General features: G+C 68.3%; 25 protein-coding genes and 1 tRNA gene. 12 read left to right on the top strand and 14 right to left on the bottom strand.

Features of this window, described 5'->3' with window-relative positions:
* From AC0IZS_RS30110 to AC0IZS_RS30080, 7 genes are read left to right on the top strand one after another with little or no spacing between them, the layout of a single operon-like run.
* Complete coding sequence (locus AC0IZS_RS30110) at window positions 1-1,710, top strand: ABC transporter permease (protein ID WP_471639026.1); 1,710 nt, start codon at window positions 1-3, stop codon at window positions 1,708-1,710.
* Window positions 1,711-1,731: 21 nt separating this feature from the next.
* Window positions 1,732-2,793: an ABC transporter ATP-binding protein gene (locus AC0IZS_RS30105; protein WP_436178978.1), complete on the top strand. Its 1,062-nt coding sequence runs from the start codon at window positions 1,732-1,734 to the stop codon at window positions 2,791-2,793.
* A 23-nt stretch (window positions 2,794-2,816) separates the two neighbouring features.
* Complete coding sequence (locus tag AC0IZS_RS30100) at window positions 2,817-4,013, top strand: CaiB/BaiF CoA transferase family protein (RefSeq protein ID WP_471639025.1); 1,197 nt, start codon at window positions 2,817-2,819, stop codon at window positions 4,011-4,013.
* Window positions 4,010-4,816, top strand: a complete 807-nt coding sequence (locus AC0IZS_RS30095) for an enoyl-CoA hydratase (protein WP_471639024.1) — start codon at window positions 4,010-4,012, stop codon at window positions 4,814-4,816. Before AC0IZS_RS30100 ends, AC0IZS_RS30095 begins: the two co-directional genes overlap by 4 nt.
* 8 nt (window positions 4,817-4,824) lie before the next feature.
* Window positions 4,825-5,574 (top strand): enoyl-CoA hydratase/isomerase family protein, encoded by a 750-nt coding sequence (locus AC0IZS_RS30090; RefSeq protein ID WP_471639023.1) that lies wholly within the window; start codon window positions 4,825-4,827, stop codon window positions 5,572-5,574.
* A gap of 28 nt (window positions 5,575-5,602) precedes the next feature.
* A complete protein-coding gene (locus AC0IZS_RS30085; RefSeq protein ID WP_471639022.1) occupies window positions 5,603-6,562 on the top strand; it encodes a Bug family tripartite tricarboxylate transporter substrate binding protein in 960 nt (319 codons plus the stop codon).
* A gap of 3 nt (window positions 6,563-6,565) precedes the next feature.
* Window positions 6,566-7,258 carry a glutathione S-transferase N-terminal domain-containing protein gene (locus tag AC0IZS_RS30080; protein WP_471639021.1) on the top strand — a complete coding sequence of 231 codons (693 nt, stop codon included), beginning with the start codon at window positions 6,566-6,568 and terminating at the stop codon, window positions 7,256-7,258.
* Between the two features lie 10 nt (window positions 7,259-7,268).
* On the opposite strand, the gene AC0IZS_RS30075 is transcribed toward AC0IZS_RS30080, so the two are convergent.
* Window positions 7,269-8,066 (bottom strand): 2-keto-4-pentenoate hydratase, encoded by a 798-nt coding sequence (locus AC0IZS_RS30075; RefSeq protein WP_471639020.1) that lies wholly within the window; start codon window positions 8,064-8,066, stop codon window positions 7,269-7,271.
* Between the two features lie 128 nt (window positions 8,067-8,194).
* On the opposite strand from AC0IZS_RS30075, the gene AC0IZS_RS30070 reads away from it, so the two are divergent.
* Entirely contained in the window at window positions 8,195-10,216 is a 2,022-nt protein-coding gene (locus AC0IZS_RS30070; RefSeq protein WP_471639019.1) for a Cache 3/Cache 2 fusion domain-containing protein, read from the top strand.
* Window positions 10,217-10,271: 55 nt separating this feature from the next.
* Here the strand turns inward: AC0IZS_RS30070 and AC0IZS_RS30065 are convergent.
* From AC0IZS_RS30065 to AC0IZS_RS30055, 3 genes are all read right to left on the bottom strand, one after another.
* A tRNA-Gly gene (locus AC0IZS_RS30065) sits at window positions 10,272-10,345 on the bottom strand.
* Between the two features lie 38 nt (window positions 10,346-10,383).
* The gene (locus tag AC0IZS_RS30060) at window positions 10,384-10,749 is read right to left on the bottom strand and encodes a ribbon-helix-helix domain-containing protein (RefSeq protein WP_428000149.1); all 366 of its coding nucleotides are present in this window, start codon (window positions 10,747-10,749) and stop codon (window positions 10,384-10,386) included.
* A 63-nt stretch (window positions 10,750-10,812) separates the two neighbouring features.
* A complete protein-coding gene (locus tag AC0IZS_RS30055; protein ID WP_007857818.1) occupies window positions 10,813-11,394 on the bottom strand; it encodes a DJ-1/PfpI family protein in 582 nt (193 codons plus the stop codon).
* A gap of 371 nt (window positions 11,395-11,765) precedes the next feature.
* Here AC0IZS_RS30055 and AC0IZS_RS30050 point away from each other — a divergent pair, with 371 nt between their 5' ends.
* The 3 genes from AC0IZS_RS30050 (at window position 11,766) to AC0IZS_RS30040 (ending at window position 15,217) form a co-directional block, all read left to right on the top strand.
* A complete protein-coding gene (locus AC0IZS_RS30050) occupies window positions 11,766-12,659 on the top strand; it encodes a sulfurtransferase (RefSeq protein ID WP_471639603.1) in 894 nt (297 codons plus the stop codon).
* 74 nt (window positions 12,660-12,733) lie between these two features.
* Complete coding sequence (locus AC0IZS_RS30045; protein ID WP_471639018.1) at window positions 12,734-13,957, top strand: YeeE/YedE family protein; 1,224 nt, start codon at window positions 12,734-12,736, stop codon at window positions 13,955-13,957.
* A gap of 105 nt (window positions 13,958-14,062) precedes the next feature.
* On the top strand, window positions 14,063-15,217 hold the full coding sequence (locus AC0IZS_RS30040) for an ROK family protein (RefSeq protein WP_471639017.1): 1,155 nt from the start codon (window positions 14,063-14,065) through the stop codon (window positions 15,215-15,217).
* A gap of 15 nt (window positions 15,218-15,232) precedes the next feature.
* Here AC0IZS_RS30040 and AC0IZS_RS30035 read toward each other — a convergent pair whose 3' ends face one another.
* From AC0IZS_RS30035 to gabT, 3 genes are all read right to left on the bottom strand, one after another.
* The gene (locus AC0IZS_RS30035; protein ID WP_082604297.1) at window positions 15,233-15,589 is read right to left on the bottom strand and encodes a hypothetical protein; all 357 of its coding nucleotides are present in this window, start codon (window positions 15,587-15,589) and stop codon (window positions 15,233-15,235) included.
* Window positions 15,590-15,758: 169 nt separating this feature from the next.
* Complete coding sequence (locus tag AC0IZS_RS30030; protein ID WP_471639016.1) at window positions 15,759-17,237, bottom strand: NAD-dependent succinate-semialdehyde dehydrogenase; 1,479 nt, start codon at window positions 17,235-17,237, stop codon at window positions 15,759-15,761.
* Between the two features lie 151 nt (window positions 17,238-17,388).
* Window positions 17,389-18,681: a 4-aminobutyrate--2-oxoglutarate transaminase gene (gene gabT / locus AC0IZS_RS30025; RefSeq protein WP_471639602.1), complete on the bottom strand. Its 1,293-nt coding sequence runs from the start codon at window positions 18,679-18,681 to the stop codon at window positions 17,389-17,391.
* A gap of 169 nt (window positions 18,682-18,850) precedes the next feature.
* Here gabT and AC0IZS_RS30020 point away from each other — a divergent pair, with 169 nt between their 5' ends.
* Complete coding sequence (locus tag AC0IZS_RS30020) at window positions 18,851-20,260, top strand: aminotransferase-like domain-containing protein (protein WP_471639015.1); 1,410 nt, start codon at window positions 18,851-18,853, stop codon at window positions 20,258-20,260.
* A gap of 61 nt (window positions 20,261-20,321) precedes the next feature.
* Here AC0IZS_RS30020 and AC0IZS_RS30015 read toward each other — a convergent pair whose 3' ends face one another.
* The 7 genes from AC0IZS_RS30015 to AC0IZS_RS29985 form a co-directional block, all read right to left on the bottom strand.
* Window positions 20,322-20,999, bottom strand: coding sequence for a GntR family transcriptional regulator (locus tag AC0IZS_RS30015; RefSeq protein ID WP_471639014.1), 678 nt, complete (start codon window positions 20,997-20,999; stop codon window positions 20,322-20,324).
* 68 nt (window positions 21,000-21,067) lie between these two features.
* Window positions 21,068-22,066: a TRAP transporter substrate-binding protein gene (locus AC0IZS_RS30010; protein WP_471639013.1), complete on the bottom strand. Its 999-nt coding sequence runs from the start codon at window positions 22,064-22,066 to the stop codon at window positions 21,068-21,070.
* 70 nt (window positions 22,067-22,136) lie between these two features.
* Window positions 22,137-23,402 (bottom strand): TRAP transporter large permease, encoded by a 1,266-nt coding sequence (locus tag AC0IZS_RS30005; protein ID WP_471639012.1) that lies wholly within the window; start codon window positions 23,400-23,402, stop codon window positions 22,137-22,139.
* A gap of 20 nt (window positions 23,403-23,422) precedes the next feature.
* Window positions 23,423-24,058, bottom strand: coding sequence for a TRAP transporter small permease (locus AC0IZS_RS30000; protein WP_471639011.1), 636 nt, complete (start codon window positions 24,056-24,058; stop codon window positions 23,423-23,425).
* A gap of 140 nt (window positions 24,059-24,198) precedes the next feature.
* Window positions 24,199-25,515, bottom strand: a complete 1,317-nt coding sequence (locus AC0IZS_RS29995; protein WP_471639601.1) for an FAD-dependent oxidoreductase — start codon at window positions 25,513-25,515, stop codon at window positions 24,199-24,201.
* The gene (locus AC0IZS_RS29990) at window positions 25,512-25,775 is read right to left on the bottom strand and encodes a (2Fe-2S)-binding protein (protein WP_471639010.1); all 264 of its coding nucleotides are present in this window, start codon (window positions 25,773-25,775) and stop codon (window positions 25,512-25,514) included. Before AC0IZS_RS29990 ends, AC0IZS_RS29995 begins: the two co-directional genes overlap by 4 nt.
* Complete coding sequence (locus AC0IZS_RS29985) at window positions 25,772-26,890, bottom strand: NAD(P)/FAD-dependent oxidoreductase (RefSeq protein ID WP_471639009.1); 1,119 nt, start codon at window positions 26,888-26,890, stop codon at window positions 25,772-25,774. The genes AC0IZS_RS29990 and AC0IZS_RS29985 overlap by 4 nt, the downstream gene beginning before the upstream one ends.
* Window positions 26,891-26,898 lie beyond the last annotated feature (8 nt).

The following is a 26,898-nucleotide window of genomic DNA, read 5'->3' as shown; positions in this document are numbered from 1 at the left end:
ATGGTCCTCCATCCACCCGCCGTGCGCCGTGCCGCCGGCCGCCTGGGCGATCCGTCGGTCTGGCTGTTCGGTGCCCTCATCGTGGTGCTGGTGCTGCTGGTGGCCAACCCCATCCTGCGCCTGGTGTGGGACAGCTTTCACACCGCAGACGGCCAATGGTCGCTGCAGAGCTACGTGCAGGCACTGGGCCGCGGCCGCCATCTGCAGGCACTGCTCAACTCGCTGTACCTCGGGGTGGCCGTCACGGCCATCGCGCTGGCCCTGGGCGTGCCGTTGGCGCTCGCCGTCTCGCGCACCAACATGCCGGGCCGCGGATTCACGCACCTGAGTGTGCTGGCGGCGTTCGTCATGCCCAACTTCCTCGGCGCGATTGCCTGGATCCTTCTCGCAGGCCCCAATGCCGGCTGGCTCAACCGCCTGGTCGTCGAGCTCACCGGGCTGCAGAAGGGGCCGTTCAACATCTTCAGCTTCTGGGGCCTGGCCTTCGTCATCGCGCTCTATACCTACCCGCTGATCTACGTGTTCACCAAGTCGGCCCTCGACCTGGTGTCCACCGAGCTGGAGGATGCCGCGAGCATCCACGGGGCCGGCAAGTTCCAGACCATGGCGCGCGTCACCTTGCCCCTGGTGCTGCCGTCCATCATCGGCGCGGCCATCCTGATCTTTCTGGAGGCGATTGCCCTGTACGGCACGCCCGCGCTGATCGCCATCCCCGCGCGCATCAACCTGGCCACCACGCAGATCGTCTCCTTCTTCCAGTACCCGCTGCAGGTGGAGCAGGCAGCGGCGTTCTCCATGCCCATCCTGCTGCTCACCATCGTCATGCTCATGCTGCAGCGCAGGCTGCTGGCGCGGCGCGGCTATGTGTCGGTGTCGGGCAAGGGCGGCGAGCGGCGGCCTTTCGACATCGGTGGGTGGAGGTGGCTGCTGCTGGCGTACTCGGGCCTGGTGGCGCTGCTCTCGGTGGTGATGCCGCTGGCCATTCTCGTCCTGGCGTCGGTGTCCAAGGCCTGGGGCAAAGGCCTGGCGCTCGACAACCTTACCTGGGACAACTTCTACGGCATCTTCTTCGAGCAGCTCACGGTGCGCTCGGCCATCGTCAACACGGTGCTGTACTCGGGCGCCACGGCACTGGTGTGCGTGGGCATGGGCATCTGCATCGCCTATGCCACGCAGCGGCGCATCACGCCGTTCCCGGTGTTCGTGCAGTTCCTGGCGCTGGCCCCCGTGGCCGTGCCGGGGCTCATCCTGGCCATCGGTCTCTATGCCGCGTATGCCGGCCCGCCGTTCTCGCTGTACGGCATGGGCGTGCTGATCGTGATCGCCTTCACCACGCGCTTTTTGCCCATCGCGGTGGCGGCCAGCTCGGCGGGGGTGCGCGCCCTCAACCCCGAGCTGGAAGAGGCCGTGCGCATCCTGGGCGGCAGCCGCATTACCGTGCTCACGCGGGTGGTGGCGCCGCTGCTCAAGAAGACGCTGCTGGGTGCATTCGTGCTCGTGTTCGTGATCTGCACCAAGGAGCTGTCCACGGCGGTTTTCCTCACCGGGCCGGGCTCGCGCGTGGTCTCGGTGCTCACGCTGGACCTGAGCGAGCAGGGCAACTACGAGACGCTGGCCGCCATGGGCGTGGTGCTGGTGGTGATCGTCACCGTGGTCGTGGCCATCGGCATGAAGCTCGCGGGGCGCGACTTCATGCTGCGCCGGGGTTGATGAACTGAGGAATCAAAAAATATGTCCAAACTCGAACTCAAAGACCTGCGCAAGAACTACGGCAGCGCGTCCGTGGTTGATGGCGTCTCGCTGCAACTGCGGCGCGGCGAACTCGTCACCTTGCTCGGCCCCTCGGGCTGTGGCAAGACCACCACCTTGCGCATGATCGCCGGCTTCATCGAACCGAGCGCCGGCGCCATCCTGGTGGACGGGCGCGAGATATCGTCGCCCACCCGCTCGGTGGCGCCCGAGCACCGCGGCATGTCCATGATCTTCCAGAGCTATGCCATCTGGCCCAACATGACCGTGGCCGAGAACGTCGGCTTCGGCCTGCAGGTGCGCAAGACGCCCGCTGCCGAGACCGCGCAGCGCGTCAAGGAGATGCTCGACGTGGTAAAGCTCGGCCCCTACGCGCAGCGCTACCCGGCCGAGCTGTCGGGCGGCCAGCAGCAGCGCGTGGCCCTGGCCCGGGCCATGATCGTGCGGCCCGAGGTGCTGCTGCTCGACGAGCCGCTGTCCAACCTCGATGCCAACCTGCGCGAAGAGATGGCCGCCGAGATCCGCCGCCTGCACGACGAGTTCCGCTTCACCACGGTCTACGTCACGCACGACCAGACCGAGGCCATGGCCATCTCCGACCGCATCGCCGTGCTGCACCAGGGCCGCCTGGAGCAGATCGACACGCCCTGGAACCTCTACAACCGCCCGCAGACGCCCTTCGTCGCGGGCTTCATCGGCAAGACCAACCTGGTGCAGGGGGCGGTGCAGGGCGGGCACATGCGGCTCGACGGCCTGCCCGATGGCATTCCCCTGCAGGCCGGACAGGATGGCGACCGCGCCAGCCTGCAGGCCTCCATCCGCCCGCAGTCGTTGTACCTGGGCGCCGGGCCCGATGGCGCCGTGCCGCTGGGTGCCGTGTCGGTCGTGGGCCGCACCTACCTGGGCGAGTACTGGCACTACCTGGTGCAGCCCAGCGCGGGCGGCGCGCCGCTCAAGGTCCACGCAGCGCCGTCCCTGGTGCTGGAGATCGGGCAGCAGTCGATGGTGTACGTGGACCCCCACGCCGTGGCGGCGGTGCAGTGATGTCGTCGAGGAACGCATTTCCCATGCAAGCCAACGCCACCCCCACCACCTTGCCGCTGTCGGGCTACCGCGTGCTCGACCTCACCATCGCGCGCGCCGGCCCCGTGGCCGTGCGCCTGCTGGCCGACTGGGGCGCCGACGTCGTGCGCATCGACCCGCCCGACCGCAAGCCCACGCTGGGGCCGCGCCGCGGCTCCGACGAGCAGAACCTGCACCGCAACAAGCGCAGCCTGAGTCTGAACCTCAAGACCCCCGATGGCATGCGCGTGCTGCGCCAACTGGTGGAGCGCAGCGACGTGGTGGTGGAGAACTTCCGCTCCTCGGTCAAGCAGCGCCTGGGCCTGACCTACGAGGCCCTGTGCGCCGTGAACCCGCGCATCATCCTGGCCAGCATCTCGGGCTTTGGGCAGACCGGCCCGTATGCCGAGCGGCCGGGGCTCGACCAGATCGTGCAGGGCATGAGCGGGCTGAGCTCCGTCACCGGCGAGCCCGGGCGCGGCCCGTACCGCACGGGCATCGCCATCTCGGACACCACGGCCGGCATGTTCCTGGGCCAGGGCATCCTGCTGGCGCTGCTGCACCGCGAGCGCACGGGCCAGGGCCAGTGGGTACACACCTCGCTGCTCGAAGCCATGCTCAACAAGCTCGACTTCCAGGGCGCGCGCTACACGGTGGACGGCAAGGTGCCGGGCCAGGAGGGCAATTCGCACCCCACGCTGGTGCCCATGGGCACCTTCGAGGCGCGCGATGGCCAGGTCAACATCTGCGGCCCGGGTGCCGCCATGTGGGCCAAGCTGTGCGATTTTTTGCAGGCACCGCACCTCGCGCAGGACGAGCGCTACAAGGACCAGCCCTCGCGCCTGGCCCACCGGCGCGAGCTGGAGCAGGCCATCAGTGCGATCACCCGCCAGTACGGCGTGGCCGAACTCGTGGAACGCCTGAACCAGGCCGGCGTGCCCTGTGGGCCGGTGTACGACATCGGCCAGGCCTTCGAGGATGTGCAGGCCAGGCACTTGCGCATGACGCGCCCCGCGCTGCATGCCGAGATGGGCGCGCTGCAGCTGCTGCGCTCGCCCATCAACCTGTCGGCCTGCGCGCATGCCGAGGCCTTCCACCGCGCCGCGCCCGATGCCGGCGAGCACACCGACGACGTGCTGCGCGAGCTGGGCTACAGCAACGAGTCGATCACCGCCATGCGTGGCGAGGGGGCGGTGGCATGAGCGCCCTGGACCTTGGAACGCCGCGCATCCTGGCCGAGGTGCAGGGCGGCGTGGGCTGGATCACCTTCAACCACCCCGAGCGGCGCAACGCCATGTCGCTGGACATGTGGCAAGGCCTGGGCATCGCCGCCGAGGCCTTCGAGCGCGACCCGGCCGTGCGCGCAGTCGTCATGAAGGGCGCCGGCGGGAAGGCCTTTGTCTCGGGCGCCGACATCTCGGAGTTCGAGCAGCACCGGGCCGACGCGCAGCAGAAGCAGACCTACGACGCCATCGCCGCGCGCGGCCATGCCGGGTTGGCGGCCTTGAGCAAGCCGCTGGTCGCCATGATCGAAGGCTACTGCGTGGGCGGGGGCTTGGCGATCGCGCTCGCCGCCGACGTGCGCTTCGCCGCGGCCTCCGCGCGCTTTGCCATCCCCGCAGCCCGGCTGGGCCTGGGCTATGACTACCGGGGCGTGGCCGCCCTGGCGCGCCTGGTGGGGCCATCCACCGCCAAGGACATTCTGTTCAGCGCACGCTTCCTGGAGGCCGACGAGGCGCTGCGCGTGGGCCTGGTCAATTTCGTGGTCGATGCCGAACTGCTTGGCGAGCGTGTGGCCGCCTATGCCGCGCAGATCGCGGCGAACGCCCCGCTCACCGTGCATGCCGCCAAGCAGGCGCTGCAGGCGTTCGAGCGCTACGCCGACGGAGCCGAGGGCGCAGATGCGGTGGCCGCCCTGGTGCTGCGCTGCTTTGACAGCGAGGACTACCGGGAAGGCCGCCGCTCCTTCCTGGCCAAGCGCACCCCCCAATTCCAAGGCCGATGAAATCACCCATGAACGCACTTCCTGAACTCACCACCGATGGCGCGGTCGCCACCATCACGCTGCGCCGGCCCGAGCAGGCCAACCGGCTCACGGCCGATGATCTGGAACACCTGGCCGCTCTGATCGTTGAGGTCAACCAGCGACCCGACATCCTGGTGCTGCAACTGCGCAGCACCGGCAAGTACTTCTGCAGCGGCTACGACATCGCCAGCATCGGCGCGCCGCGCAAGATCGATTTTGCCGGCATGGTCGATGCGCTGGAGATGGCGCGGCCCGTGACCATCGCCGTGCTGCATGGCGGCGTCTACGGTGGCGCCACCGACCTGGCACTGGCTTGCGACTTCCGCGTGGGCGCCGAGGGCATCGACATGTTCATGCCTGCTGCGCGCCTGGGCCTGCACTACTACCGCTCGGGCATGGAGCGCTATGTGAGCCGGCTGGGGCTGGACCATGCCAAGCTGCTGTTCCTCACGGCACGCAAGATCGGCGCGGCGCAGATGCTGCGCATCGGCTACCTCACGCAGCTGGTGGAGGCGGCGCAGCTGGAGGAGGAGGTGGCTGGCCTTGCGCGCGACTGCGCCAGCATGGCGCCGCTGGCCCTGGTGGGCATGAAGCGCCACCTGAACCGCATGGCCCGGGGCACGCTGGACGTGGACGAACTCAACGCCGACATCCTGCGCGCCTACAAGTCGGCGGACCTGCGCGAGGGCCAGGCAGCCTGGGCGCAAAAGCGCCCACCCCAATTCACGGGCCAGTGATGAACGGCCGGCACCGGAGACCTCCGCCATGAAACTGCACTGCATCGCATCGGCCCTGCTGCTCGGCCTGTCGGCCCCGGCCATGGCCAGCGACTACCCCGCCAAGCCCATCCGCCTCATCGTGGGCTACTCGCCCTCGGGCGCGGGCGACGGCATCGCGCGCATCGTGGCCGAGGCCATGGGCAAGGAGCTGGGGCAGGGCATCGTCGTGGACAACAAGCCCGGGGCGGGCAGCACGCTGGCCTCCGCGCTGCTCTCGCGCGCCCCGGCCGACGGCTACACCATCGGCCTGGCCACGGGCACGCTCTACGGCATCGACCAGCATCTGTACAACGTGCGCTACAGCCCGGCGGATTTCACGCCCATCAACCGCCTCACCGTCTCGCCGCTGGTGCTGGCGGTCAGCCCCAAGAGCGGCATCACGCAGCTCAAGGACCTGGTGGCCACGGCCAGGGCGCGGCCGGGCCAGCTCAACTACGCCTCGTCCGGCATCGGCGGTTCGCCGCACCTGGCGGCGCTGAGCTTCGAGAAGGCCATCGATGCCGCCATGGTGCATATTCCGTTCAAGGGCGGCGCACCGGCGCTGCAGGCCGTGGCCACGGGTGAGGTGGACCTGTCGTTTGGTACCGCAGCCTCGGTGCTGCCCCTGGGCCGCCAGGGCGTGGTGAAGATGCTGGGCGTGACCACGCAGCAGCCCTCCGCCGTGGCGCCCGGTGTGCCTACGCTCGATTCGCAGGGGCTGCCGGGTTTCGAGTTCTCGTTCTGGTTCGGGCTGTTCGGCCCGGCGAAGCTGCCCCCGGATGTGCAGGCCCGGCTGGTCGCCGCATCCAGCAAGGTGCTGGCCGATCCGCAGGTGCGGGAGAAGCTGCTGGCCACCGGCAACGAGGCCGCGCCGTTTGCCACGCCGGCCGCCTTCAACGCCTGGGCGGCCGATGCCGGTAAGGCCCAGCTCGAACGCGTGAAGAACGCCAACGTGAAGGTGGAGTGATCGATGATCGACGTCCATTCCTGGGCCACGCCCAACGGCCACAAGGTCCACATCCTGCTGGAGGAGTGCGGCCTGCCCTACCGCGCACATCCCGTGAACATCGGCGCGGGCGAACAGTTCCGCCCCGAGTTCCTGGCCATCAGCCCGAACAACAAGATTCCAGCGATCCAGGATCCCGAGGGGCCGGACGGGCAGCCCATCGCGCTGTTCGAGTCCGGCGCCATCCTGCTGTACCTGGCGGGCAAGACCGGGCGCTTTCTCGCCGCCGACGACCGCGGTCGCTACGAGGTGCTGCAGTGGCTCATGTTCCAGATGGGCGGTGTGGGCCCCATGCTCGGGCAGAACCACCATTTCAGGCTCTATGCCCCCGAGAAGATCCCCTATGCCATCGACCGCTACACCAACGAGGCGCAGCGGCTCTACGGCGTGATCGAGCGGCGGCTGGCCGCCAGCCCCTGGCTCGGAGGCGAGGATTATTCGATTGCCGACATGGCGGTATGGCCCTGGCTGCGCAACTGGGAAAGGCAGGGCATCACCTTGTCGGACCACCCGCACCTCGAACGCTGGTTTGCCGCCGTAGGCAGCCGCCCCGCAGTACAGCGCGGCATCGCCGTGCTGGCCGACCTGCGCAAACCCGCGCACGATGCGCAAGCGCGCGAGGTGCTGTTCGGGGCGCAGCAGTACGCGAAGCGCTGACCGGTCGTGCTCAGGTAAAAGTCACCGACAGCCGCGACAGCGGTGCGTCGAAGTCCGCGCTCCAGCGTTGGCCTGCCTGCACCGGCCAGGCATTGGTCCAGGTGCCGGTGGTGACCACATCGCCTGGCATCAAATCGGGCGCGCCGGGGCAGGCGCGCAGTTCCTTCAGGAAGTAGTGCAGGGCACTCAACGGGCCTTCCAGCACGTTGGCGCCCTTGCCCTGTTCCATCAACTCCTCGTCGCGCAGCAGCGTTACCCGTGCGGCGGCCAAGTGCTGGTCCAGTGCGGCCGCCGAGCTGGCGAACTCGCGCACCGGGCGCTGCGGGCCCACCAGCAGCCGCGCATGCAGGGCGCTGTCGGCCACGGTCTGCGCGGCATTGAACTTCCAGTCCGGCTGGTGCGACTGCACGATCTCGAAGCCCGGTGCCACCCAGTCGATGGCACCAAACAGATCGTCCAGGGACGCGTCCGGCGTGGGTGTGGCCCTGAGCCCGAACACTGCCTCGGGCTCGATGCGCGGCTGGGCGCAGTGGTCCAGCGACACGCTGCCATCCCCATCGCAAAAAGCCAGCGTAGTCGACCACACCGTGCCCCAGATCGGGCCGAACACGTTGTAGTGGGCCCAGATATTGCGATTGGTGAAGCCGATTTTGTAGCCACGGGGTTCTTCGCCGCGGGCCTGGCGCAGGGCGCGCACGGCCAGCGCCGTCTGGTAGGCGCCCGCCACGTCGCCGCTGGCGGATGCCGCGCCGCTGGCGGGCCAGAGTGCGCCACTGTCGTAGTGGGCGAGAAGCGTCTCGGGGGTCATAGGTGTTGTTCCACGGTCTTGCGGCTGCCCATTTTGGGCCAGGCACTGGCGGCATGGGCTTCAAAGATTTACATTGACCCGGATCAAGATTCGATTGACAGATTCAATCAACCACGCAAGGCGCTCCTATGAAATCCTTTGCCGCCCGGTCCATTGCCTTCAAGCTCTCTTTCGTGGCCCTGGCCAGCCTGCTGGTCGTCTTGCTGACCACCATGGCGCTGGTGAGCAGCATGGTCTGGAGCAGTTTTGGCGCCGCATCGCGCGGTGATGCGCGGCAATATGCATCCCAGGTCAGCACCTTGGTGAAGACCATGGACGAGTCGGCGCAGCAACTGGCACGGCGCGACTTCGGCTTGCTCAAGGCCAATTTCCCGGGTGCCTTCAGCCTGGCCGAGCAGCCGGGCGCGGACGGCAAGCCCGAAGCCGTGCTCAGCTTTCAGGGCGTCCCGGTCAATGGCGACTTTGAGGTGGTGGACCGTTTTTCCGCAGATGCCAAGGGTGCAGTTGCCACCATCTTTGCGCGCACGGGTGACGATTTCATCCGTGTCACGACCTCGCTCAAGAAGCAGGACGGCGAGCGCGCCTTCAAGACCCTGCTGGACCGCAAGCACCCGGCCTATGCCCTCATGGCCGAAGGCAAGCCCTACGTTGGCCGCGCCAACCTGTTCGGCCGCGACTACATGACCGTCTACGAGCCCATCCGCGAGGGCAACCGCACCATCGGCATCCTGTTCATCGGCTCCGACATCGCGCCCATCCTGGGCAGCCTGAGCGAGCTGATGGCCAGCCGCAAACTATTCGACACGGGGGCCGTTTACGCGGTCGATGTTTCTTCGGGGCCGGCGCGGGGTCGCATCGCCGGCCTGGGGGGCTCTGGCCCCGCACTGGTCGTTGACGAGAAGGTCGACGAGGGCAAAGCCTGGCTGGCGGCGCTCACCCGCTCGGAGCAGGCCAGCGATTTCGAGGTGTCCTGGTCACCGCGCCCCTCTGGCGAAGCCACGGCGCGCCGCTTTGTCGCCGTGGAGCGCTACAAGCCCTGGAACTGGGCCATCGTCGCCGAAGCGCCTGTGTCGGAACTCACGGGCGAGGCACGCAGCGCATTGACCTGGCTGTGGCTGGGCGTGCTGGTGGCGCTGGTGCTGCTGGCCGTGGTGCTGGTGCTCGCCACGCGGCGCCTGGTGGGCACGCCGGTGCAGCAACTGAGCACCGCCCTGGGCTACCTGGCGCAAGGCGACCTGACGCATGCGGTGGCAGTCAAGTCCCGCGATGAGATCGGCTCCCTGGCGCAGGCCATGGAAGGCTTTCGTGTGCGCTTGCTGGAGAGCCTGGGCACGGTGCGCGCCAGCGCCGAAAGCGTATCGGCCGCCAGTTCCCAGATCGCCCAGGGCAACCAGGACCTGTCGGCCCGCACCGAGAGCCAGGCCAGCTCGCTGGAGCAGACCTCGGCCAGCATGGAGGAACTGGGTGCCACCATCCGCCACAACGCGGACGGCGCTGCCCAGGCCAACCAGTTGGCCGTGCGGGCCAGCCAGGTGGCAACCGATGGCGGCAAGGTGGTGTCCCAGGTGGTCAGCACCATGCACGGCATCAATACCAGCAGCCAGAAGATCGCCGACATCATCGGCGTGATCGACGGGATCGCCTTCCAGACCAACATCCTGGCCCTCAACGCCGCCGTGGAAGCGGCACGCGCCGGCGAGCAGGGCCGTGGCTTTGCCGTGGTGGCGGCCGAGGTGCGCAACCTGGCCCAGCGCACTGCGGCCGAAGCCAAGGCCATCAAGGAGTTGATCGTTGCCAGCAGCACCATGGTGCAGCAGGGCTCGGTGCTGGCCGACCAGGCCGGCTCCACCATGCAGGAGGTGGTCCAGTCCATCGGGCGCGTGGCCAGCATGGTGGCCGAGATCAGCGCCGCCAGCAGCGAGCAGACCGCCGGCGTGGGCCAGGTGGGCGAGGCCGTTACCCAGCTCGACCAGGCCACCCAGCAGAACGCCGCCCTGGTGGAGGAGATGGCAGCCGCCGCCAGCAGCCTGCGCACCCAGGCCGAGCAAATGGTCGGGGCCGTGGCGCAGTTCCAGCTGGGCAGCAGCGGTGCTCACCCTGTGCCGGCCCTGCGCGCCCAGCCGCAGGCACGCCTCGGCGCGGCACGCTAGCGGCGTGGCACGAAGAATGAGAACCGGGGGTGGGTAGACGGACGTCCGGGAGAACTGGAGCGGGTGAAGGGAATCGAACCCTCGTCAGTTGCTTGGGAAGCAACAGCTCTGCCATTGAGCTACACCCGCAGTGCGCCGGATTATAGGGGCACTGCTGCCGGGCCGATTCACGCTGCCTGCGCCAGCACCGTGCGCCGCCCCTCTGTGGCCAGCACCTGCTGGGCATTGAGGCTGCGGATGGGAATGGACGCGTCCTGCGGTATGCCGCCCGACAGCTGCAGCGCCATGTAGCGGCCGCAGCACACGCGCAGGAAGGAAGCGAAGTTCTCCACCCCGCCGCGCTCGGCCACCAGCTCATCGTACAGCCGGGTGCACAGCTGGGGCACGCCCATGCCGTCGCGCCGGGCGATCTCTCCGAGCACCTGCCAGAACAGGTTTTCCAGCCGGATGCTGGTGGCCACCCCGTGCAGCCGCACCGAACGGGCGCGGCTTTCGTACAGGGTGGGGTCGGCGCTGATGAATACCTGGCACATGGTTCCGGCCTTTCAGAAACGGCCACCATCATCGGAGGCCGTTGCCTTGGCGTCAAACGGTGCTTACAAACTGATGCGTGTGCCCAGCAGCGCCAGGAACTGCGCGATCCAGGCCGGGTGCGCGGGCCATGCCGGCGCCGACACCAGATTGCCCTCGGTCACGGCGGCATCGATGGCGATCTCGGCGTACGTGCCACCCGCGATCTCCACCTCGGCCCGGCAGGCCGGGTAGGCGGAGCAGGTGCGTCCCTTGAGCACGCCGGCACCGGCCAGCAACTGGGCGCCATGGCACACGGCGGCCACTGGCTTGTTGGTGTCGAAGAAATGCTTCACCGCCGACACCACGGCCGGGTAGGTGCGCAGGTACTCGGGGCCACGGCCGCCGGGGATCACCAGCGCATCGTAGCTGGCCACGTCCAGGCCCGCGAAGGTGGCGTTGAGTGTGAAGTTGTGGCCCGGCTTCTCGCTGTAGGTCTGCGCACCCTCGAAGTCATGGATCGCCGTCTTGATGTGGTCGCCGGCCTTCTTGTCCGGGCACACGGCATGCACCGTGTGGCCCACGGCCAGCAGGGCCTGGAAGGGCACCATGGTCTCGTAGTCCTCGCAGTAGTCGCCGCACAGCATGAGTATCTTTTTCGCCGCCATCTTGTGTCTCCTCAAAGGTCAGGGGAGTCCATTGTTGGACTGCGGGGCGTGCGGCGGGTGTTAGCCGGCTACTACATGCGACATGGGGCCGATAGGCCGTCTGCCGAGGCAAAAACGGCGCATGTACCGGGCATATCCCGTACGAGCCATCCGGTCATGCTCGCGCCTTTTTCGCATAACCAAGCGCGTTTTGCTTTGTTCCGCTGGCGGCGCCCAGCCCCTAAATTCCGTCCATCGGTTGCCGCAATGGTTGCAGCACCGGCCACCCGACACATAGGATGACCCGCATGAGCCAGCTCCAGCACACGACGACGATCCACCCCGCCCAGCCCCTGGGCCGCCGCCTGAGTGCATGGGTGCTGGGCGCCGGCATGGCACTGGGCGCATCGGTGGCCTTTGCTGCCACGCCCATCCCGGCAGGTCCGCTGGTCAGTACCGAGTGGCTGGCGCAGAACCTCGATAACACCCAGGTGCGCGTTGTCGAGGTCAGCGTGAACCCGGGCCTCTACGAACGCAGCCACGTGCCCGGCGCCGTCAACTTCTCCTGGCACCAGGACCTGAACGACAAGGTGCGCCGCGACATCGTCAGCAAGGAAGCCTTTGAAGCGCTGCTGTCCAAGGCCGGCGTGGCGCCCGACACCACGGTGGTGCTCTACGGTGACACCAACAACTGGTTTGCCGCCTGGGGCGCCTGGGTGTTCGACATCTACGGCGTGAAGAACGTCAAGCTGCTCGACGGTGGCCGCAAGAAGTGGGAGGCCGAGAACCAGCCGCTGAACAACCGCGTGCCCGAGTTCACGGCCAGCAACTACAAGGTCACGCAGGTCAACACGCAGCTGCGCGCGCGCCTTAGCGACACCCTGGCCGCGGCCGAGGGCAAGAGCAACGCCAAGCTGGTGGACATCCGCTCGGCCGACGAATACTCCGGCAAGATCTTTGCGCCTGCCGGCGTGCCCGAGCTGAGCATCCGCGCCGGCCATATCCCCGGTGCGGCGAATGTGCCCTGGGGCCAGGCGGTCAAGGAAGACGGCACCTTCAAGTCGGCCGATGACCTGAAGAAGCTCTATGCCAACGTGGGCATCGACGGCAGCAAGCCGGTCATCACCTACTGCCGCATCGGCGAGCGCTCCAGCCACACCTGGTTCGCGCTGTCCAAGATCCTGGGCTACAGCGTGAAGAACTACGACGGCTCGTGGACCGAATACGGCAACGCCGTGGGCGTGCCTATCAACAACCCGGCCGGCACGGTCTGGGCCGCCAAATAAGGCGTACCGAGTTTTTTGGTAGGGGGTCTCTTTACAGCCCGCTTCGTGCGGGCTTTTTTTCGTTCCGGTGCTACATGACGACGACAACGACAGGCAACACGCCATTCCCATTCCTTTCCCCCATCGCTGCCGTGGTCCTGCTGGCCGCGCTGGCCCTTTCCACCCGCTGGATCGAGGGCCTGGCCGGCGGGCGCACGCTGGTCTTTGCCCTGGTGACCGGTGCCGTGCTGGGCCTGGTGCTGCAGCGCTCGCGTTTTTGCTTTTACTGCCATGCACGCGACTGGTTCGAGGACGGCAACCCGCGCGGGCTGCTGGCCATCGTGCTGGCGCTGGCCGTGGGCCTGGTGGGCACCACCGTGGTGCTGGGCGGCTGGTTGCCGGTGCCGCAGCCGGGCAAGCTGCCGCCCGACATCCACATCGGCCCGGTGAGCTGGGTGCTGGTGGCCGCCGGCCTGTCGTTCGGTGCCGGCATGGTGGTCTCGGGCTCGTGCATCAGCGCGCACTGGTACCGGTTGGCAGAGGGCTCTGCGGTGTCGCCGTTCGCGCTGCTCGGTTCGGCGCTGGGCTTCATCCTCGGGTTCAAGACCTGGAACGGCCTGTACAGCCTGAGCGTGGCCGATGCGCCCGTGGTCTGGCTGCCCGCACACCTGGGCTATGGCGGTGCGTTGCTCGCGCAATTGGCCGTGCTGGCCGCGCTGGCGGCCTGGTTGTGGCGCGGCTTTGCGCGCGAGCCGGTGGGCGAGGGCATGCGCGCGGCGGGTGTCCCTGGCCTGCGTGCCGTGTGGCAGCGATTGTGGCGTGGGCGCTGGAACTATTGGGTGGGAGGCCTGGCCTTGGGGCTCATCGGCGCGCTGACCATCGTGCGCATGCGCCCCCTGGGCGTGACGGCCACGCTGGGCAGCGCGGCGCGCCAGTGGGCGCAAGGCCAGGGCTTGATCCCCGATCGGCTCGACGGGCTCGACGGCTTTGCCGGTTGCGCCACGCTGCCCCAGTCCACCTGGTTCACGCCCAATGCGCTGCTGCTCGCGGGGCTGGTGGCGGGCGCCTTCATCGCCGCGCTGGCCAGCCGCCAGGTCGCGCTGCGCTGGCCCACCTGGCGCGATGCTGCGCGGGGCCTCTCGGGCGGCGTGCTGCTGGGTTGGGGCGCGATGACCGGGCTGGGCTGCACCATCGGTACGCTGCTCTCGGGTGGCATGGCGGGGGCGCTTTCGGGCTGGGTGTTTGGCGCATCGCTGTTCTTTGCCGTGTGGGCCGGACTGCGCGCCAAGGCCTTGCTCAGCGGCGTTGCAAAGACCTGAAGGTGCTGGGGGCATGTCAAGGCGTTGGCTGACGCCATGGCCCCGCGGCCTGGGGCACCATGCAGGCACGGCCCCGCGTGCGGGCCCCATTGCATGAGGGAACGAATGGCTTCCAAGGACAAAGACCAGGACACCAAGGCCCAGAAAGCCACGGCCGACAAGCCCAGCGCGGCACAGGAGGAACGAGACGCCAAGGCCCAGCGCGAGCTGGGCATCGTCGGCCCGCACGGCGACATGCGCCTGGCGTCGGTCGTGATCGAGGGCTACAGCCTGGAGCTGCGCGATGGCGATGGCTTTGTGGGCGACGTGGCCAGCCGCACGGCGTTTCGCCACATGCTCGACGCCTGGCGCAAGCTCTTCACGTCCATGGACGGCAAGGACCCCATGGGGCGCAAGTCCACGCGCGAGCTGAGCAAGCACCAGCTCGATGCCATGCTCGAGAAGGACGGCATTGCGGCCCAGGCCATAGCAGCCGCGTCGGAAGACTATGCGCTGCAGCTGGCGCACGTGGTGCAGCGCTTTCTCAAGCACAAGTCCTGGAAAGGGGTGGAGCGCATCATCATCGGCGGGGGCTTTCACCAGAGCGAGGTGGGCAGCCGCTCCATCGCGCGTGCCGGCAAGATCCTCAAGGCCGAGAAGGTGCCCGTGGAGCTGCGCACCCTGCACCACCATGCAGATGAGGGCGGGCTGATCGGCTGGGTGCATCTGGCGCCGCCGGCGCTGCTGCAGAGCTACGACGCCATCCTGGCGGTGGACATCGGCGGCACCAACGTGCGCTGCGGCATCGTGCAAACCCATCTGCACAAGGCGCCCGATATGTCCCTGGCCGAGGTGGTGCGCCGCGAGAAATGGGCCCACGCCAACGACGAACCTAGGCGCGACGAGCTGGTGGAAGGCATTGCCACCATCCTCGAAGATTTGATCGCCTACGCGCAGAAAAAGGAGATCCGCCTGGCGCCCTACATCGGCGTGGCCTGCCCCGGGCTGATCGTGGAGGACGGCTCGCTGGCCGGTGGCACGCAGAACCTGCCGGGCAACTGGGAGAGCACGCGCTTTCACCTCCCGCGCGACCTGTGCGAGCGCCTGCCGACCATCGGCGATGGCCGCACCCAGGTCTGCCTGCACAACGATGCCGTGGTGCAGGGCCTCTCGGAGATGCCCTTCACCAACGATGTGGAGCGCTGGGCCATCCTCACCGTGGGCACGGGGCTGGGCAATGCCAGCTTCACCAACCGGCGCGATGCGCCGGGGCAAGGGTGAGTCTGCCTTGCAGGCTCAGCGCTGGTAGCAGCGGCTGGCGTTCTTCACCATCTTGCAGTTGAAGAGAATGCCCTCGGTAGCGCCTCCGTAGCCGCGCATGTATTCAGCGAGCTGGTTTTCGTCGTACCGGGTGTGGTGGGGCTGGCCCGTGGGCTTGTCCAGGCTGTCGGACCAGATCTTCACGCGGCAGCTGCCCTTGTTCTGGTCCTGGCAGAACTTGTAGGCCGCCCGCTCCAGGTACTGCGTGTCCTGGGCCTTGTCGGTGGGCACCATGGCGTAGTGCATGTTGCCATGCGACTCGAAGACGTCGAGCGTTTGCGCATGCGCTACGGCAGTCGCTGCACTCAGCAGCGCAAGGATCAAGGCTTTCATGGTGGTGGCTTCCCTCTGGGTACGTGCAGCCGGTGGGCGATCCTGAAGTGGACGCCTCTTGGTGGTGGAATGCAGTGCAGCCCCGGATGGGGCTGCCTGTGTTGCCGAATGCACGCCGGCGATTGTGCCCCAGCCCGAGCGCCTCCTGGGGCATCGGCGCCGGCTTGGCTTACTTCTGGATGTCGCCCAGGCAGAGGTATTTGATCTCCACATAGTCATCGATGCCGTGGTGCGAGCCTTCGCGCCCCAGGCCCGATTGCTTGACGCCGCCGAAGGGCACGTGCTCGGTGGCCAGGATGCCCACGTTGATGCCGACCATGCCGTATTCCAGCGCCTCGGCCACGCGGAAGATGCGGCCCACGTCGCGGGTGTAGAAGTAGCTGGCCAGGCCGAACTCGGTGGCGTTGGCCGCGTCGATGGCCTCCTGCTCGGTCGTGAACTTGAACACCGGGGCGAAGGGGCCGAAGGTCTCCTCGCGCGCGCACAGCATGTCGGGCGTGGCATTGGCAATCACCGTGGGCTCGAAGAACTGGCCGGCCAGGCGCTTGCCGCCGGCCACCACGCTGCCGCCCTTGGCCACGGCGTCGTCCACATGGCGCTGCACCTTCACCAGCGCGGCTTCCTCGATCAACGGGCCCTGGTTCACACCGTCTTCGAAGCCATTGCCCACCTTGGCCGTCTTCACCTTGGCAGCGAACTTGGCGACGAACGCGTCGTACACGCCTTCCTGCACGTAAAAGCGGTTGGTGCATACGCAGGTCTGGCCGGCATTGCGGTACTTGCTGGCAAAGGCGCCTTCCACGGCGCTGTCGATGTCGGCGTCGTCGAACACCAGGAAAGGCGCGTTGCCACCCAGCTCCAGCGACATCTTCTTCACGGTGGGGGCCGACTGCGCCATCAGGATGCGGCCCACCTCGGTGCTGCCCGTGAAGCTGATGTGGCGCACCACGTCGCTGGCGCACAGCACCTTGCCGATGGCAATGGAGTTGTCGCTGTCGGCCGGCAGGATGTTGAACACACCGGCCGGGATGCCGGCGCGGATCGCCAGCTCGGCCGCGGCCAGAGCCGTGAGCGGCGTCAGCTCGGCCGGCTTGATGACCACCGGGCAACCGGCGGCCAGTGCGGGCGCGACCTTGCGCGTGATCATGGCCAGCGGAAAATTCCACGGCGTGATGGCCGCACACACGCCGATGGGCTGCTTCAGGACCATCAGCCGGCGGCTGTTGTCGAACTGGGGCAGGGTCTCGCCATTGATGCGCTTGGCTTCCTCCGCAAACCACTCCACGAAGCTCGCGCCATAGGCCACCTCGCCCTTGGCCTCGGGCAGGGGCTTGCCCTGTTCGGCCGTCATGATGCGGCCCAGGTCGTCCTGGTTTGCCATCAGCAGGTCATACCACTTGCGCAGGATGATGCTGCGCTCCTTGGCGGTCTTGGCCTTCCAGGCGGGCCAGGCGGCGTTGGCGGCGGCAATCGCGGCCTCGGCGTCCGCAGGGCCCAGGTTGGCGACGCTCGCGAGTTTCAGGCCCGTGGCCGGGTCGTTCACGTCGAAGCGGCTGTTGCCCGCCACCCACTGGCCGTTGACGAGGCCGTCGGTCTTGAGCAGGCTCGGGTCCTTGAGCAGGGAAAGGGGCGAAGTCTTCATGTCCATGGTGGTGTCTCGTCGGTTTGTAGTGGGGGCGCCAGGGCTACCGCTGTGCAGCGCATGCCCGAGGCGCCAACGGCCAAAAATGAATATACACGCGGGGTGACTGCGCTGCAGGCAGCGCAGTCACGTCCCTGACAGCGTCGGCGGTATGCGTTCAGGCCACGGCCGCAAAGCTGTCCGCAAGAATGGCCAGGCCTTCCTCCAGCAGCGCGTTGGAGGCCGTGAGCGGCACCAGGATGCGCACCACGTTGCCGTGGGTACCGCAGGACAGCAGGATCAGCCCGCGGCGCGCGGCCTCGGCCACCACCTTCTTCGTGAGGGCCGCATCGGGCCGGGCGGTGTCACCGCTTTCGAACAGTTCGATGGCCACCATGGCGCCCAGGCCGCGCACATCGCCGATGGCGGGCACGCGGGTCGCCAGGTCCTTGAGGGCATGCACCAGCAGGGCGCCCATGTCCTGGCTGCGTGCGAGCAGGTTTTCCTTTTCGAAGGCATCGATCACCGCCAGCGCCGCAGCGCAGGCCACGGGGCTGCCGGCATAGGTGCCGCCCAGGCCGCCGGGCGCGGGAGCGTCCATCACCTCGGCGCGGCCCACCACTCCCGCCAGCGGAAAGCCGCCGGCCAGCGACTTGGCGGTGGTGATCAGGTCGGGGGCCACCGGCCATTGCTCGCAGGCGAACCAGGTGCCGGTGCGGCCCGCGCCGGTCTGCACCTCGTCGGCGATCAGCAAGATGCCGTAGCGGTCGGCCAGGGCCTTGAGGCCGCTGATGAATTCGCCAGGCGCGATGTAGAAGCCGCCTTCGCCCTGCACGGGCTCGATGATGAAGGCCGCCACGCGCTCGGGCTCGATGTCGTTCTTGAAGATCAGCTCCACCGAATGCAGCGCCTGTTCCACGCTGATGCCGTGCAGCGCATTGGGGAACAGCGCGTGGTACACCTCGCCGGGGAAGGGGCCGAAGCCGATCTTGTACGGCGCCACCTTGCCCGTGAGGCCCAGCGTCATGTTCGTGCGGCCGTGGTAGCCGCCGGTGAAGGCGATCACGCCCGGGCGACCGGTGTGGGCGCGGGCGATCTTGACGGCGTTCTCCACCGCTTCGGCGCCGGTGGTCAGCAGCAGCGTCTTCTTGGTGAAAGCGCCGGGGGCCAGGGTGTTCAGGCGCTCGGCCACTTCCACATAGGGCTCGTAGGCCACCACCTGGAAGCAGGTGTGCGTGTACAGGTCGAGCTGGGCCTTCACGGCGGTGATCACCCCCGCATGCAGGTGCCCGGTGTTGAGCACGGCAATGCCGCCGGCAAAGTCGATGTAGCGGCGGCCTTCCACGTCCCACAGTTCGGCATTCAGGGCCCGCTGCACGAAGATCTCGTGGGCCTGGCCCACGCCACGCGCCACGGCGGCGTGGCGGCGGGCGATGAGGGCGGCATTGGTGAAGTGGCGGTCGTGCTGCATGGTGTTGGCGTTCAAGCGGGGTGAAGAAGAATGGCGCCATTCTGGAAGCCAGGCTGCACACCGTCCATGTACACCGGCATGCTGTTTCGGGCGCACTGTGCAGGTCTAGAATCCAGTACACCCGATCCCAACCCCCGGGCGCCTGCGGCGCGCCCCTTCCGCCCACGTGATGCTCACACTCAGCCCGGACCTTGCGACCCCCCTGGTCAGCCAGATCGTCGAAGGCCTGCGGGGCCTCATCGCTAGCCAGGCGCTCAAGCCCGGCAGCAAGCTCCCCTCCATCCGCAGCTTTGCCGCCAGCCATGGCGTGAGTGTGTTCACCGTGGTGGAGGCCTACGACCGGCTGGTGGCCCAGGGCTGGCTGGTCTCGCGCGCCAACGCCGGCTTTTTCGTGAAGCGGCGCGAGGCGATGGCGCCGGGCCTGGCGGCGCCCGAACGGCCGGCACCGACCTTCGATGCGCGCTGGTACCTGCAGCAGATCTTCGAGAACCGCAACCTGCCCATGAAGCCCGGCTGCGGCTGGCTGCCGCAGGACTGGCTGTTCGGCGACGCGGTGCGCCGCAGCATGCGCCAGCTGTCGTCCGAGGGCGCGGAACTCGATGGCTATGGCCTGCCGCACGGGCTGCTGGACCTGCGCACGGTGGTGGCCGAAGCCATGGCCGAGCGCGACATCACCGTGGATGCCGACCGCATCATGCTCACCCAGGGCTCCAGCCAGGCGCTCGACCTGGTGGTGCGCCGCTTGGTCAAGCCCGGCGACGTGGTGCTGGTGGACGACCCGGGCTACCCCAACCTGCATTTCATCCTGCGCTTTGCCGGGGCCCATGCCGTGGGCGTGCCGCGCACCGCCACGGGCTACGATCTCGCGGCGCTGGAAGCGCTGCTGGCCCAGCACCGCCCCACGGCCTTCTTCACCCAGCCGCGCCTGCAGAGCCCCACCTGCTCGGTCGCGTCCATGGCGCACCTGCACCGCCTGCTGCAGCTGGCCGAACAGCACGGCTTCATGCTGGTGGAAAACGACATCTACGCCGACATGGAGGCGGGCGTGCGCCCCTCGCTGGCCAGCCTGGACCAGCTCAAGCGCGTGGTCTACCTGGGCAGTTTTTCCAAGACCATCTCGCCCAACCTGCGCACGGGCTACCTCGCGGCGCGGCGCGACCTGGTGGACGAACTGGTGCAACTCAAGATGGTCTCGGGCCTGACTTCGTCGGACATCACCGAGCGCATCACCTTCGGCGTGGTGACCGATGGCCGCTGGCGCAAGCACCTCAAGTCGCTGCGCGAGCGCCTGGCCGAGGCCCACCGCAGCGTGGGGCGGCGGCTGGAGGCCCTGGGCTTCGAACTGTTTCACGAACCCGAGGCCGGCATGTACCTCTGGGCCCGCCACCCCGACGTGCCCGACAGCGCCCTGCTTACGCAGGACGCCACGGGCGAAGGCATCATGCTCGGGCCCGGCGCGCTGTTCCTGGTGGAGCCGCGGCCCACGGGCTGGCTGCGCTTCAATGTGGCGTTCTGCGGCGACGAGCGCATGTGGCGCTTTCTGGAGCAGCGCATTGCGCTGGGGCACCAAGCCTCTTAGCAGGCTTGTGTAGCGCGGCAAGGCTCCCCAACGGCGTTGGCCGGTTGAAGGCCAGTCGGTCTCACCGATCGATGATGCGCCGCGCGAACTGTTCCAGGTAGTCCATGAGTTGGTTGGCGCCGGCCACGGCATGGGCTTCGTCGCCGCTGGCGATGCCCTGCGCCAGGTGCATGTGGGCGCGCGCGCCCTCGGTCACGTCGCCCTCGTGCTGGTAGGCATACCAGAAGCGGCGGCACTGCACGATCAGCGGTGCCACGGACTTCACGGCCGACTGGTTCTGGCAGGCCAGGTGGACGATTTGGTCGAGCCCATGATCGGCCAGCATGTAGCCGTCGAGCTCGCCACGCTCCGCAGCGCGCACCATCTCTTCTGCGCAGCGCACAATGGCCTGGCGCTGGGGCGCAGTGGCTCGGCGCGCTGCGCACGAGGCGATCAGCCGCTCCAGCACGCGGCGCGTCTGGATCACGTCCAGGTGGTCTGCCAGGTCGATGTTGGAGACCTGCAGACCGCGGCGCGGCTGCTGCACGATGAGGCCGATGGACACCATGCGCAGCAGGGCCTCGCGCACCGGCGTGCGTCCCAGGCCAGTGCTCTCGGCGATCTCGGCCTCCACCACCGGGCTGCCGGGCTGCAACTGCAGCGTGGAAATCATGGCTTCGATGGCGTCATAGGCCACGTCCGCCGCGCGCCGTTTGGGGCCGGTGTCTTTGCGGAGGGGTGGGCTGCTGCTGGGTGTCATCGAGGGAAAAGGAGCTGTTGGGGCATGGCCCCCGGGGCTGGGGACCATGGGGTCTGCCCCATCTTAAATCACAGGCTGGCACCGGCCTTGCGCAGTTCGGCGATCTGCGGTGCCTTGGGCAGCCACAGCTTGTCGAACTCCTGGATGGTGGCCTCGGGGTTGAAGGACGACGCGCTCTTGAACGCAATGGAGGTGCCCTTGAACTTGTCGATCAGGCCCGCCTCGGTGGTCACGATGTCGTTGATCTGCGCGTCCAGCGACTGGGCGGTGAGCTTGCGGATGAGGTCCTTGTCCTTGGCATCGAGCCCCTGCCAGATGCGGCCGGACACCAGCGGCGCGAAGGGCATGAACAGCGCGTTCATCTGCAGCAGGGTCTTTGCGACCTTGTCGAAGCGCTGGTTCCACGAGAACTCGATGTCCGCCTCCAGCCCGTCCACCTGGCCATTGCTCATGGCGTCGAACACCTGGGGGGTCGGGATGGGCGTGGGCGCGGCACCCAGCATCTGGTAGAAGTCGCGGTACACCGGCGTGGGGTTGATGCGCAGCTTCATGCCCTTGAGGTCGGTGGGCACGGAGATGTCCTTGGTGGAGAACACCGCGCGCATGCCGGTGATGCCCCAGCCCAGGCCGATGGTGCCGGTCTCGCGCGGCAGCACTTCCAGGAGCTTGGTGGCCGCCGGGTGCTTGACCAGCTTGGCCACGGCGGGCGTGGAGCGCACCAGGTAGGGCGCGTTGATGGCCGCGATGCTGGACACGCGCGAGCCCAGTTCGGCGGCCTGGATCCAGCCCATGTCGAGAGCGCCCGACTGCAGTTGCTGCATCATGGCCGCCTCGTTGCCGAGCTGGCCCGAGTGGAACACGGTCACGCTCAGGCGGCCATCGCTCTCCTTCTTGAGCGCCTCGCCGAACTGCAGCGCGGCGCGGTTCCACGAGTGGCCTGCGGGGGTGATCAGGCCCAGGCGGAATTCCTTGGCGCCTGCGCCCTGTGCGAACACGAGCGGGGCGGCAAGGGTGGCGGCAGCGGCCACGGCGTGGCGCTGTACGAACTGGCGGCGGGTGGTGGTCATGGTGGACTCTCCTTGGTCGGGAACAGGGACGGACGGGAACGGGATGGGAAAGAAAAGGGGGAGGGCCGGCCTACTCCAGCAGGGCCAGCGACAGGCTCGGGAACAGCGACAGCAGCACCAGCGCCACGCAGCTGATGAGGAAGAAGGGCAGGGTGACGATGAACATCTTTCCGGGCTTGGCCCCGGTCACGGCCGAGGCGACAAAGAAGCTCAGCCCCACGGGCGGCGTCATCAGGCCCAGCACCAGGTTGACCACCACCACCACACCGAAGTGGCGCGGGTCGATGTGGTAGACCTCGGTGGCAATCGGCAGCAGGATGGGCACGGTCATGATCAGCCCCGGGATGCCGTCGATCACCGTGCCGATGACCAGCAGGATCACATTGGTCAGCAGCAGGAAGGTGATGGGGTCGTGCGCCACGGTCTGGATCCAGGCGGCCACCATCTGCGGCACCTTGCCGTAGATCAGCAGCCACGAGAACACGGCGGCGGCGGCCACCAGGAACAGCACCACGGCCGAGTAGATGGCCGAGCGCAGCAGGATGGCGGGCATGGCCTTGAGCTTGAACTCCTTGGTGACGTATCGGCCCACAAGCGCCGAGGCGAGCGCACCCACGGCCGCAGCTTCGGTGGGGTTGGCCAGTCCACTCAGGATGGAGCCGACGATCACCAGGGGGATCAGCAGCGTTGGGCTGGCCTGCATGATGGTGCGGGCGCGCTGGGCCAGGGTGCGCCTTTCGCTGCGCGGGTAGTCGTAGATGAAGCCCATGAGGGCGATCACGACGAAGAACAGCAGCGTGAGCAGCACGCCGGGGATGATCCCCGCGATCAGCATGTCGCCCACGGCCACCTGGGCCAGCACGCTGAACACCACGAACATCACCGAGGGCGGGATGATGGGCCCGAGCATGCCGCCATACACCGTGAGGCCGGCGGCGAAGGTCTTGTCGTAGCCCTGCTTTTCCATCTCGGGCACCATCACCTGCGACATGATGGCCACCTGCGCCGTGGCCGAGCCGATGATGGACGAGACCAGCATGTTGGCCAGGATGTTGACGTAGGCCAGACCGCCCTTGACCGAGCCGATGAAGGCCATGGACAGGTCCACCAGCCGGCGCGTGATGCCGCCGCTGTTCATGATCTCGCCGATCAGGATGAACAGCGGGATGGCGATGAGGCCGTAGCTGTCCACCCCCGCGAACATCTGCATCGGAAACGACTGGAACAGCACCGTGCCGCTGGTGGCGAAGATGTAGACGATGCCCGACAGGCACAGGCACACGCCGATGGGCACACCCACCAGCAGCGCAACCAGGAAGAAGAGGGAGGTGATCATGGAGGAGCCTTCGGGAGTCTTCAGTTCACGGCGTCGGCGTTGACCACGTCGAAGCCCGGGTGCGTGCGCCGCTCGGCCGCGCCCAGGTCTTCGAGCAGGTTGGCCAGCGCATGCACGCTGAAGGTGGCCGAGAAGATCGGCAGGATCAGCTGCAGCACCCAGGTGGGCCAGTTGAGCGTCTGCGTGCGCTCGGTATAGAGAAAATTGAAGCTCTCGGCGGCGTACTCCTTGGCGTCGAAGCCATAGCGCGCGATGCCGATCGGGTCCATCCACTGCCAGCACATCCAGAGCATGGCCACGCCGAACAGCACCACGCCTGCCGTGGCCACCCCCTTGATGGCCTTCGCGGCGCGTGCACCCAACTGGTCCGTGAGCATGGTCACGGCAAAGTCCATGCGCAGCCGTGTCATGACCGAGGCCCCCACGAAGGTCAGCCAGACCACCGTGTACACCGCCGCCTCGTCGATCCAGTAGATGGGCATGCCGCTGTAGCGCGTCACCACGTTGAGCAGGATCAGCGCCACCAGCAGCGTCATCAGCGCGGTGAGCAGGTGGCGCTCCATGCGCAGCAAGCCACCCGAAAAGTCGAGCAGCCAGCGGACGGGCGCGCGGGGTGCAGGGGCGGGAGGGACAGGGGTGCTGGGGGTGGAAGGCATGGTGGTCGGCTCTGTTGGAGTGGTTATGGAAGGGAAATCGGCGTCACCAAAATAAATATCTTCTTAATATATGTAAAAGCAAGATGAGTGCCCGGCTTGAGGGGCGCGAGCGCCCGGATGCGGTGCCTGCCTGGCCCTTCTCAGCCCGACGGCGCGTCGTCGCACGCCGCGGCCAGTGTGGCGATGCGTGCCGGCGCGAGCAGGTGGCGCGGCGGGGCGGGCGTCCAGCCAAAGAGCTGCTGTGTGGCGGCACCGCAAATGCGCCCCTGGCATGCGCCCATGCCGCAGCGCGTGTGCAGCTTGGCGTCGACCCAGCCGCTGCGGCCTGCCAGTTCGGCGTGCGGCACGTCTTCGCAGCGGCAGACCAGGGTGTCCGGCCGGGCCAGGGTGTTGAGGGAATCGTCCAGCGTGAAGGAATGCTGCAGCGCCTGGGCAAAGCCCTCCCAGCGGCGCAGTGTGGCCTGCAGCGCGTGTACCGGCTGGGTGTTGCCTGCAGCGGCATGGCCGGCGATGGCGCCCTGGGCCAGTGCACGCTCGCTGCCGCCAAAGCCGGTGCACTCGCCAGCGGCATAGACCCCGACCACGCTGGTGCGCATCTGTGCATCGACCTGCAGGCCCAGGCCGCCACTCAAGGGGCCGCCCAGCGCGCAGCCCAGCAGCTGTCCCAGGTGCGTGTTGGGCACCAGGCCAAAGCCGCAGGCCAGTCGCTCGCAGGCGATGGTTTCCTCGCCGGATGCGGTGCGCAGGCGCACGGACTGCACCTGGCCGCCACCGGTGGCTTCGAGCACATGGTTGCCCGCACGCAGTTGCGGGTGCAGCAGCGTGAATGCCTGCACCGCCTTGGCGGGCCAGCGCGGCAACTGCATGGCAAAGCGGGCCAGTGCGCTCCAGGGTGCCTGCTCGGCCACGCGCACCACCCGCGCACCAGCCTGGGTGGCGGTGGCCGCCGCGGCCAGCAGCAGCGGGCCGCTGCCTGCGACCACGATGCGCTGGCCTTTGACGGGCAGCCCGGCCTTGACCAGGGCCTGCAGTGCGCCCGCGCCGGTCACGCCCGGCAGCGTCCAGCCCGGGAAGGGCAGCAGCAGCTCGCGCGCACCGTTGCACAGCACGATGCGGTGGCTGTGCTGGGTCCAGCCCTGGTCGGCGTCTTCGAGCAGCAGGGCCGGGGCATGGTCGGCCCGTTGCCGCTCGCCCAGGCCCACCACGCGTGTGCCGCACAGCAGCCGGATGTTGGTGTGCCGCGCCAGGGCCTCGCGGTGCTCGCGGGCCAGGGGCGGCAGCGTGGCACCAGGGCCATCGCGCCAGATCTGGCCGCCGGCTGCGGGGTTGTCGTCCACGATGGTGATGGCCGCGCCACTCGGCGCCGCCGCCAGCGCTGCGGCCAGGCCGGCGGGGCCTGCACCAACGATGAGGAGGTCGCAGTGCGCGTGCGCCTGCGAGGGGCTGGGTGCGTTCATGTGCATGGCGTGCCGGTATCGGTATGGACCTGCATGCCTTCAATGCACAGGGTCTGGCAGGCCAGGCGCGTGCGGCCGTCGATGCGCACCCGGCACTCGTGGCACACACCCATGCCGCACAGTGGTGCGCGCGGCTGGCCAGTGGTGGAGGTGCGCGTGCGGCCTGACGGCACCTGGGCCAGGGCCGCGGCCACGCTGGTGCCCGGGGCGACCTGCAGGCGCACGCCGTCGGCGTGGATCTGTACCGTGGCGGTGCTCATGCGATCAGGCTCCCGGCAAAACGATCAGGCGAATAGGGTGCCGGGTCGAGCGGCAGCACGGCACCGGTGATCTGCGCGGCCAGCAACTGGGCCGTGGCCGGCGCCGTGGTCACACCCAGGCCCTCGTGGCCCACGGCCAGCCACAGGTCGCTGTGGTGCGGGTGGCGGCCGATGATGGGCAGGCCGTCGGGCGTGGCCGCGCGAAAACCGGTCCAGGTGCGGATGGCGTTGAGCTCGGCCAGGCCCGGCACGTACTCGAGCGCACGGCGCAGCATGCGCGCCAGCACGGCGTTGTCGATGGCCGGGTCGGTGGTGTCGAACTGGCGCGACGAGCCGATCAGCAACTGCCCCGTGGGCCGCGGCTGCAGGTTGAAGGCGACCGAGGTGCCGTCGCTCTGGTGGGCGTTGGTGATGTAGCCCAGCTCCACCAGTTGGTGGCGCACCGTGCCGGGGTAGCGGTCGGTGATGGCCAGGTGCCCCTTCTTGGGGCGGATGGGCAGGCCGGGGCACAGGTCCGTGGCGTGGATGCCCGCGGCCAGCAGCACCGCGCCGCCCTCGCGCACGCTGCCGTCGGCCAGGTGTACGCGCCGGCCTGCGATGCGCTCGACCTGGGCATGCTCGATGGCGATGGGGCGTGCCGCATGCGCCAGCAGCCACTGTGCGGCGTTGGGTGCATAGACCACGCTGTCGCCGCCGACCTTGAGGGCGCCGTGCAGGTCGGGGCGCAGCGCGGGCTCCAGCCGGGCCAGCGTGGGGGCGTCCAGCAGCTCGCAGGCGATGCCGTGCGCGCGCAGGCCGGCGGCCTTGGCCTCGGCGCCGGCCATTTCTTCGGCATTCGCCGCGATCCAGAGCGTGCCGCAGTTGGCATACGCGCAGCCGGGCAGGTCGGCATTCATGCGCGGGCCCCAGGCGTGCCACTGGTCGAGCGAGGCCTGGCTCAGCGCCAGTTCGGCCGCGTTGTCGTCCATGACCACCAGGTGGCCCATGCCGGCCTGCGTGGCGCCGCCGCGGCGCGCATCGAGCACGCGCACCGACAGCCCGGCGTTGGCCAGCAGGTGGGCGCAGGCTGCGCCCACCATGCCGGCACCGATGACGATCACATCCGCAGCTTGCATGGGGTGGC

The organism is Acidovorax sp. AC410 (assembly GCF_979253235.1).
This window is presented reverse-complemented; position numbering and strand designations above follow the sequence as displayed.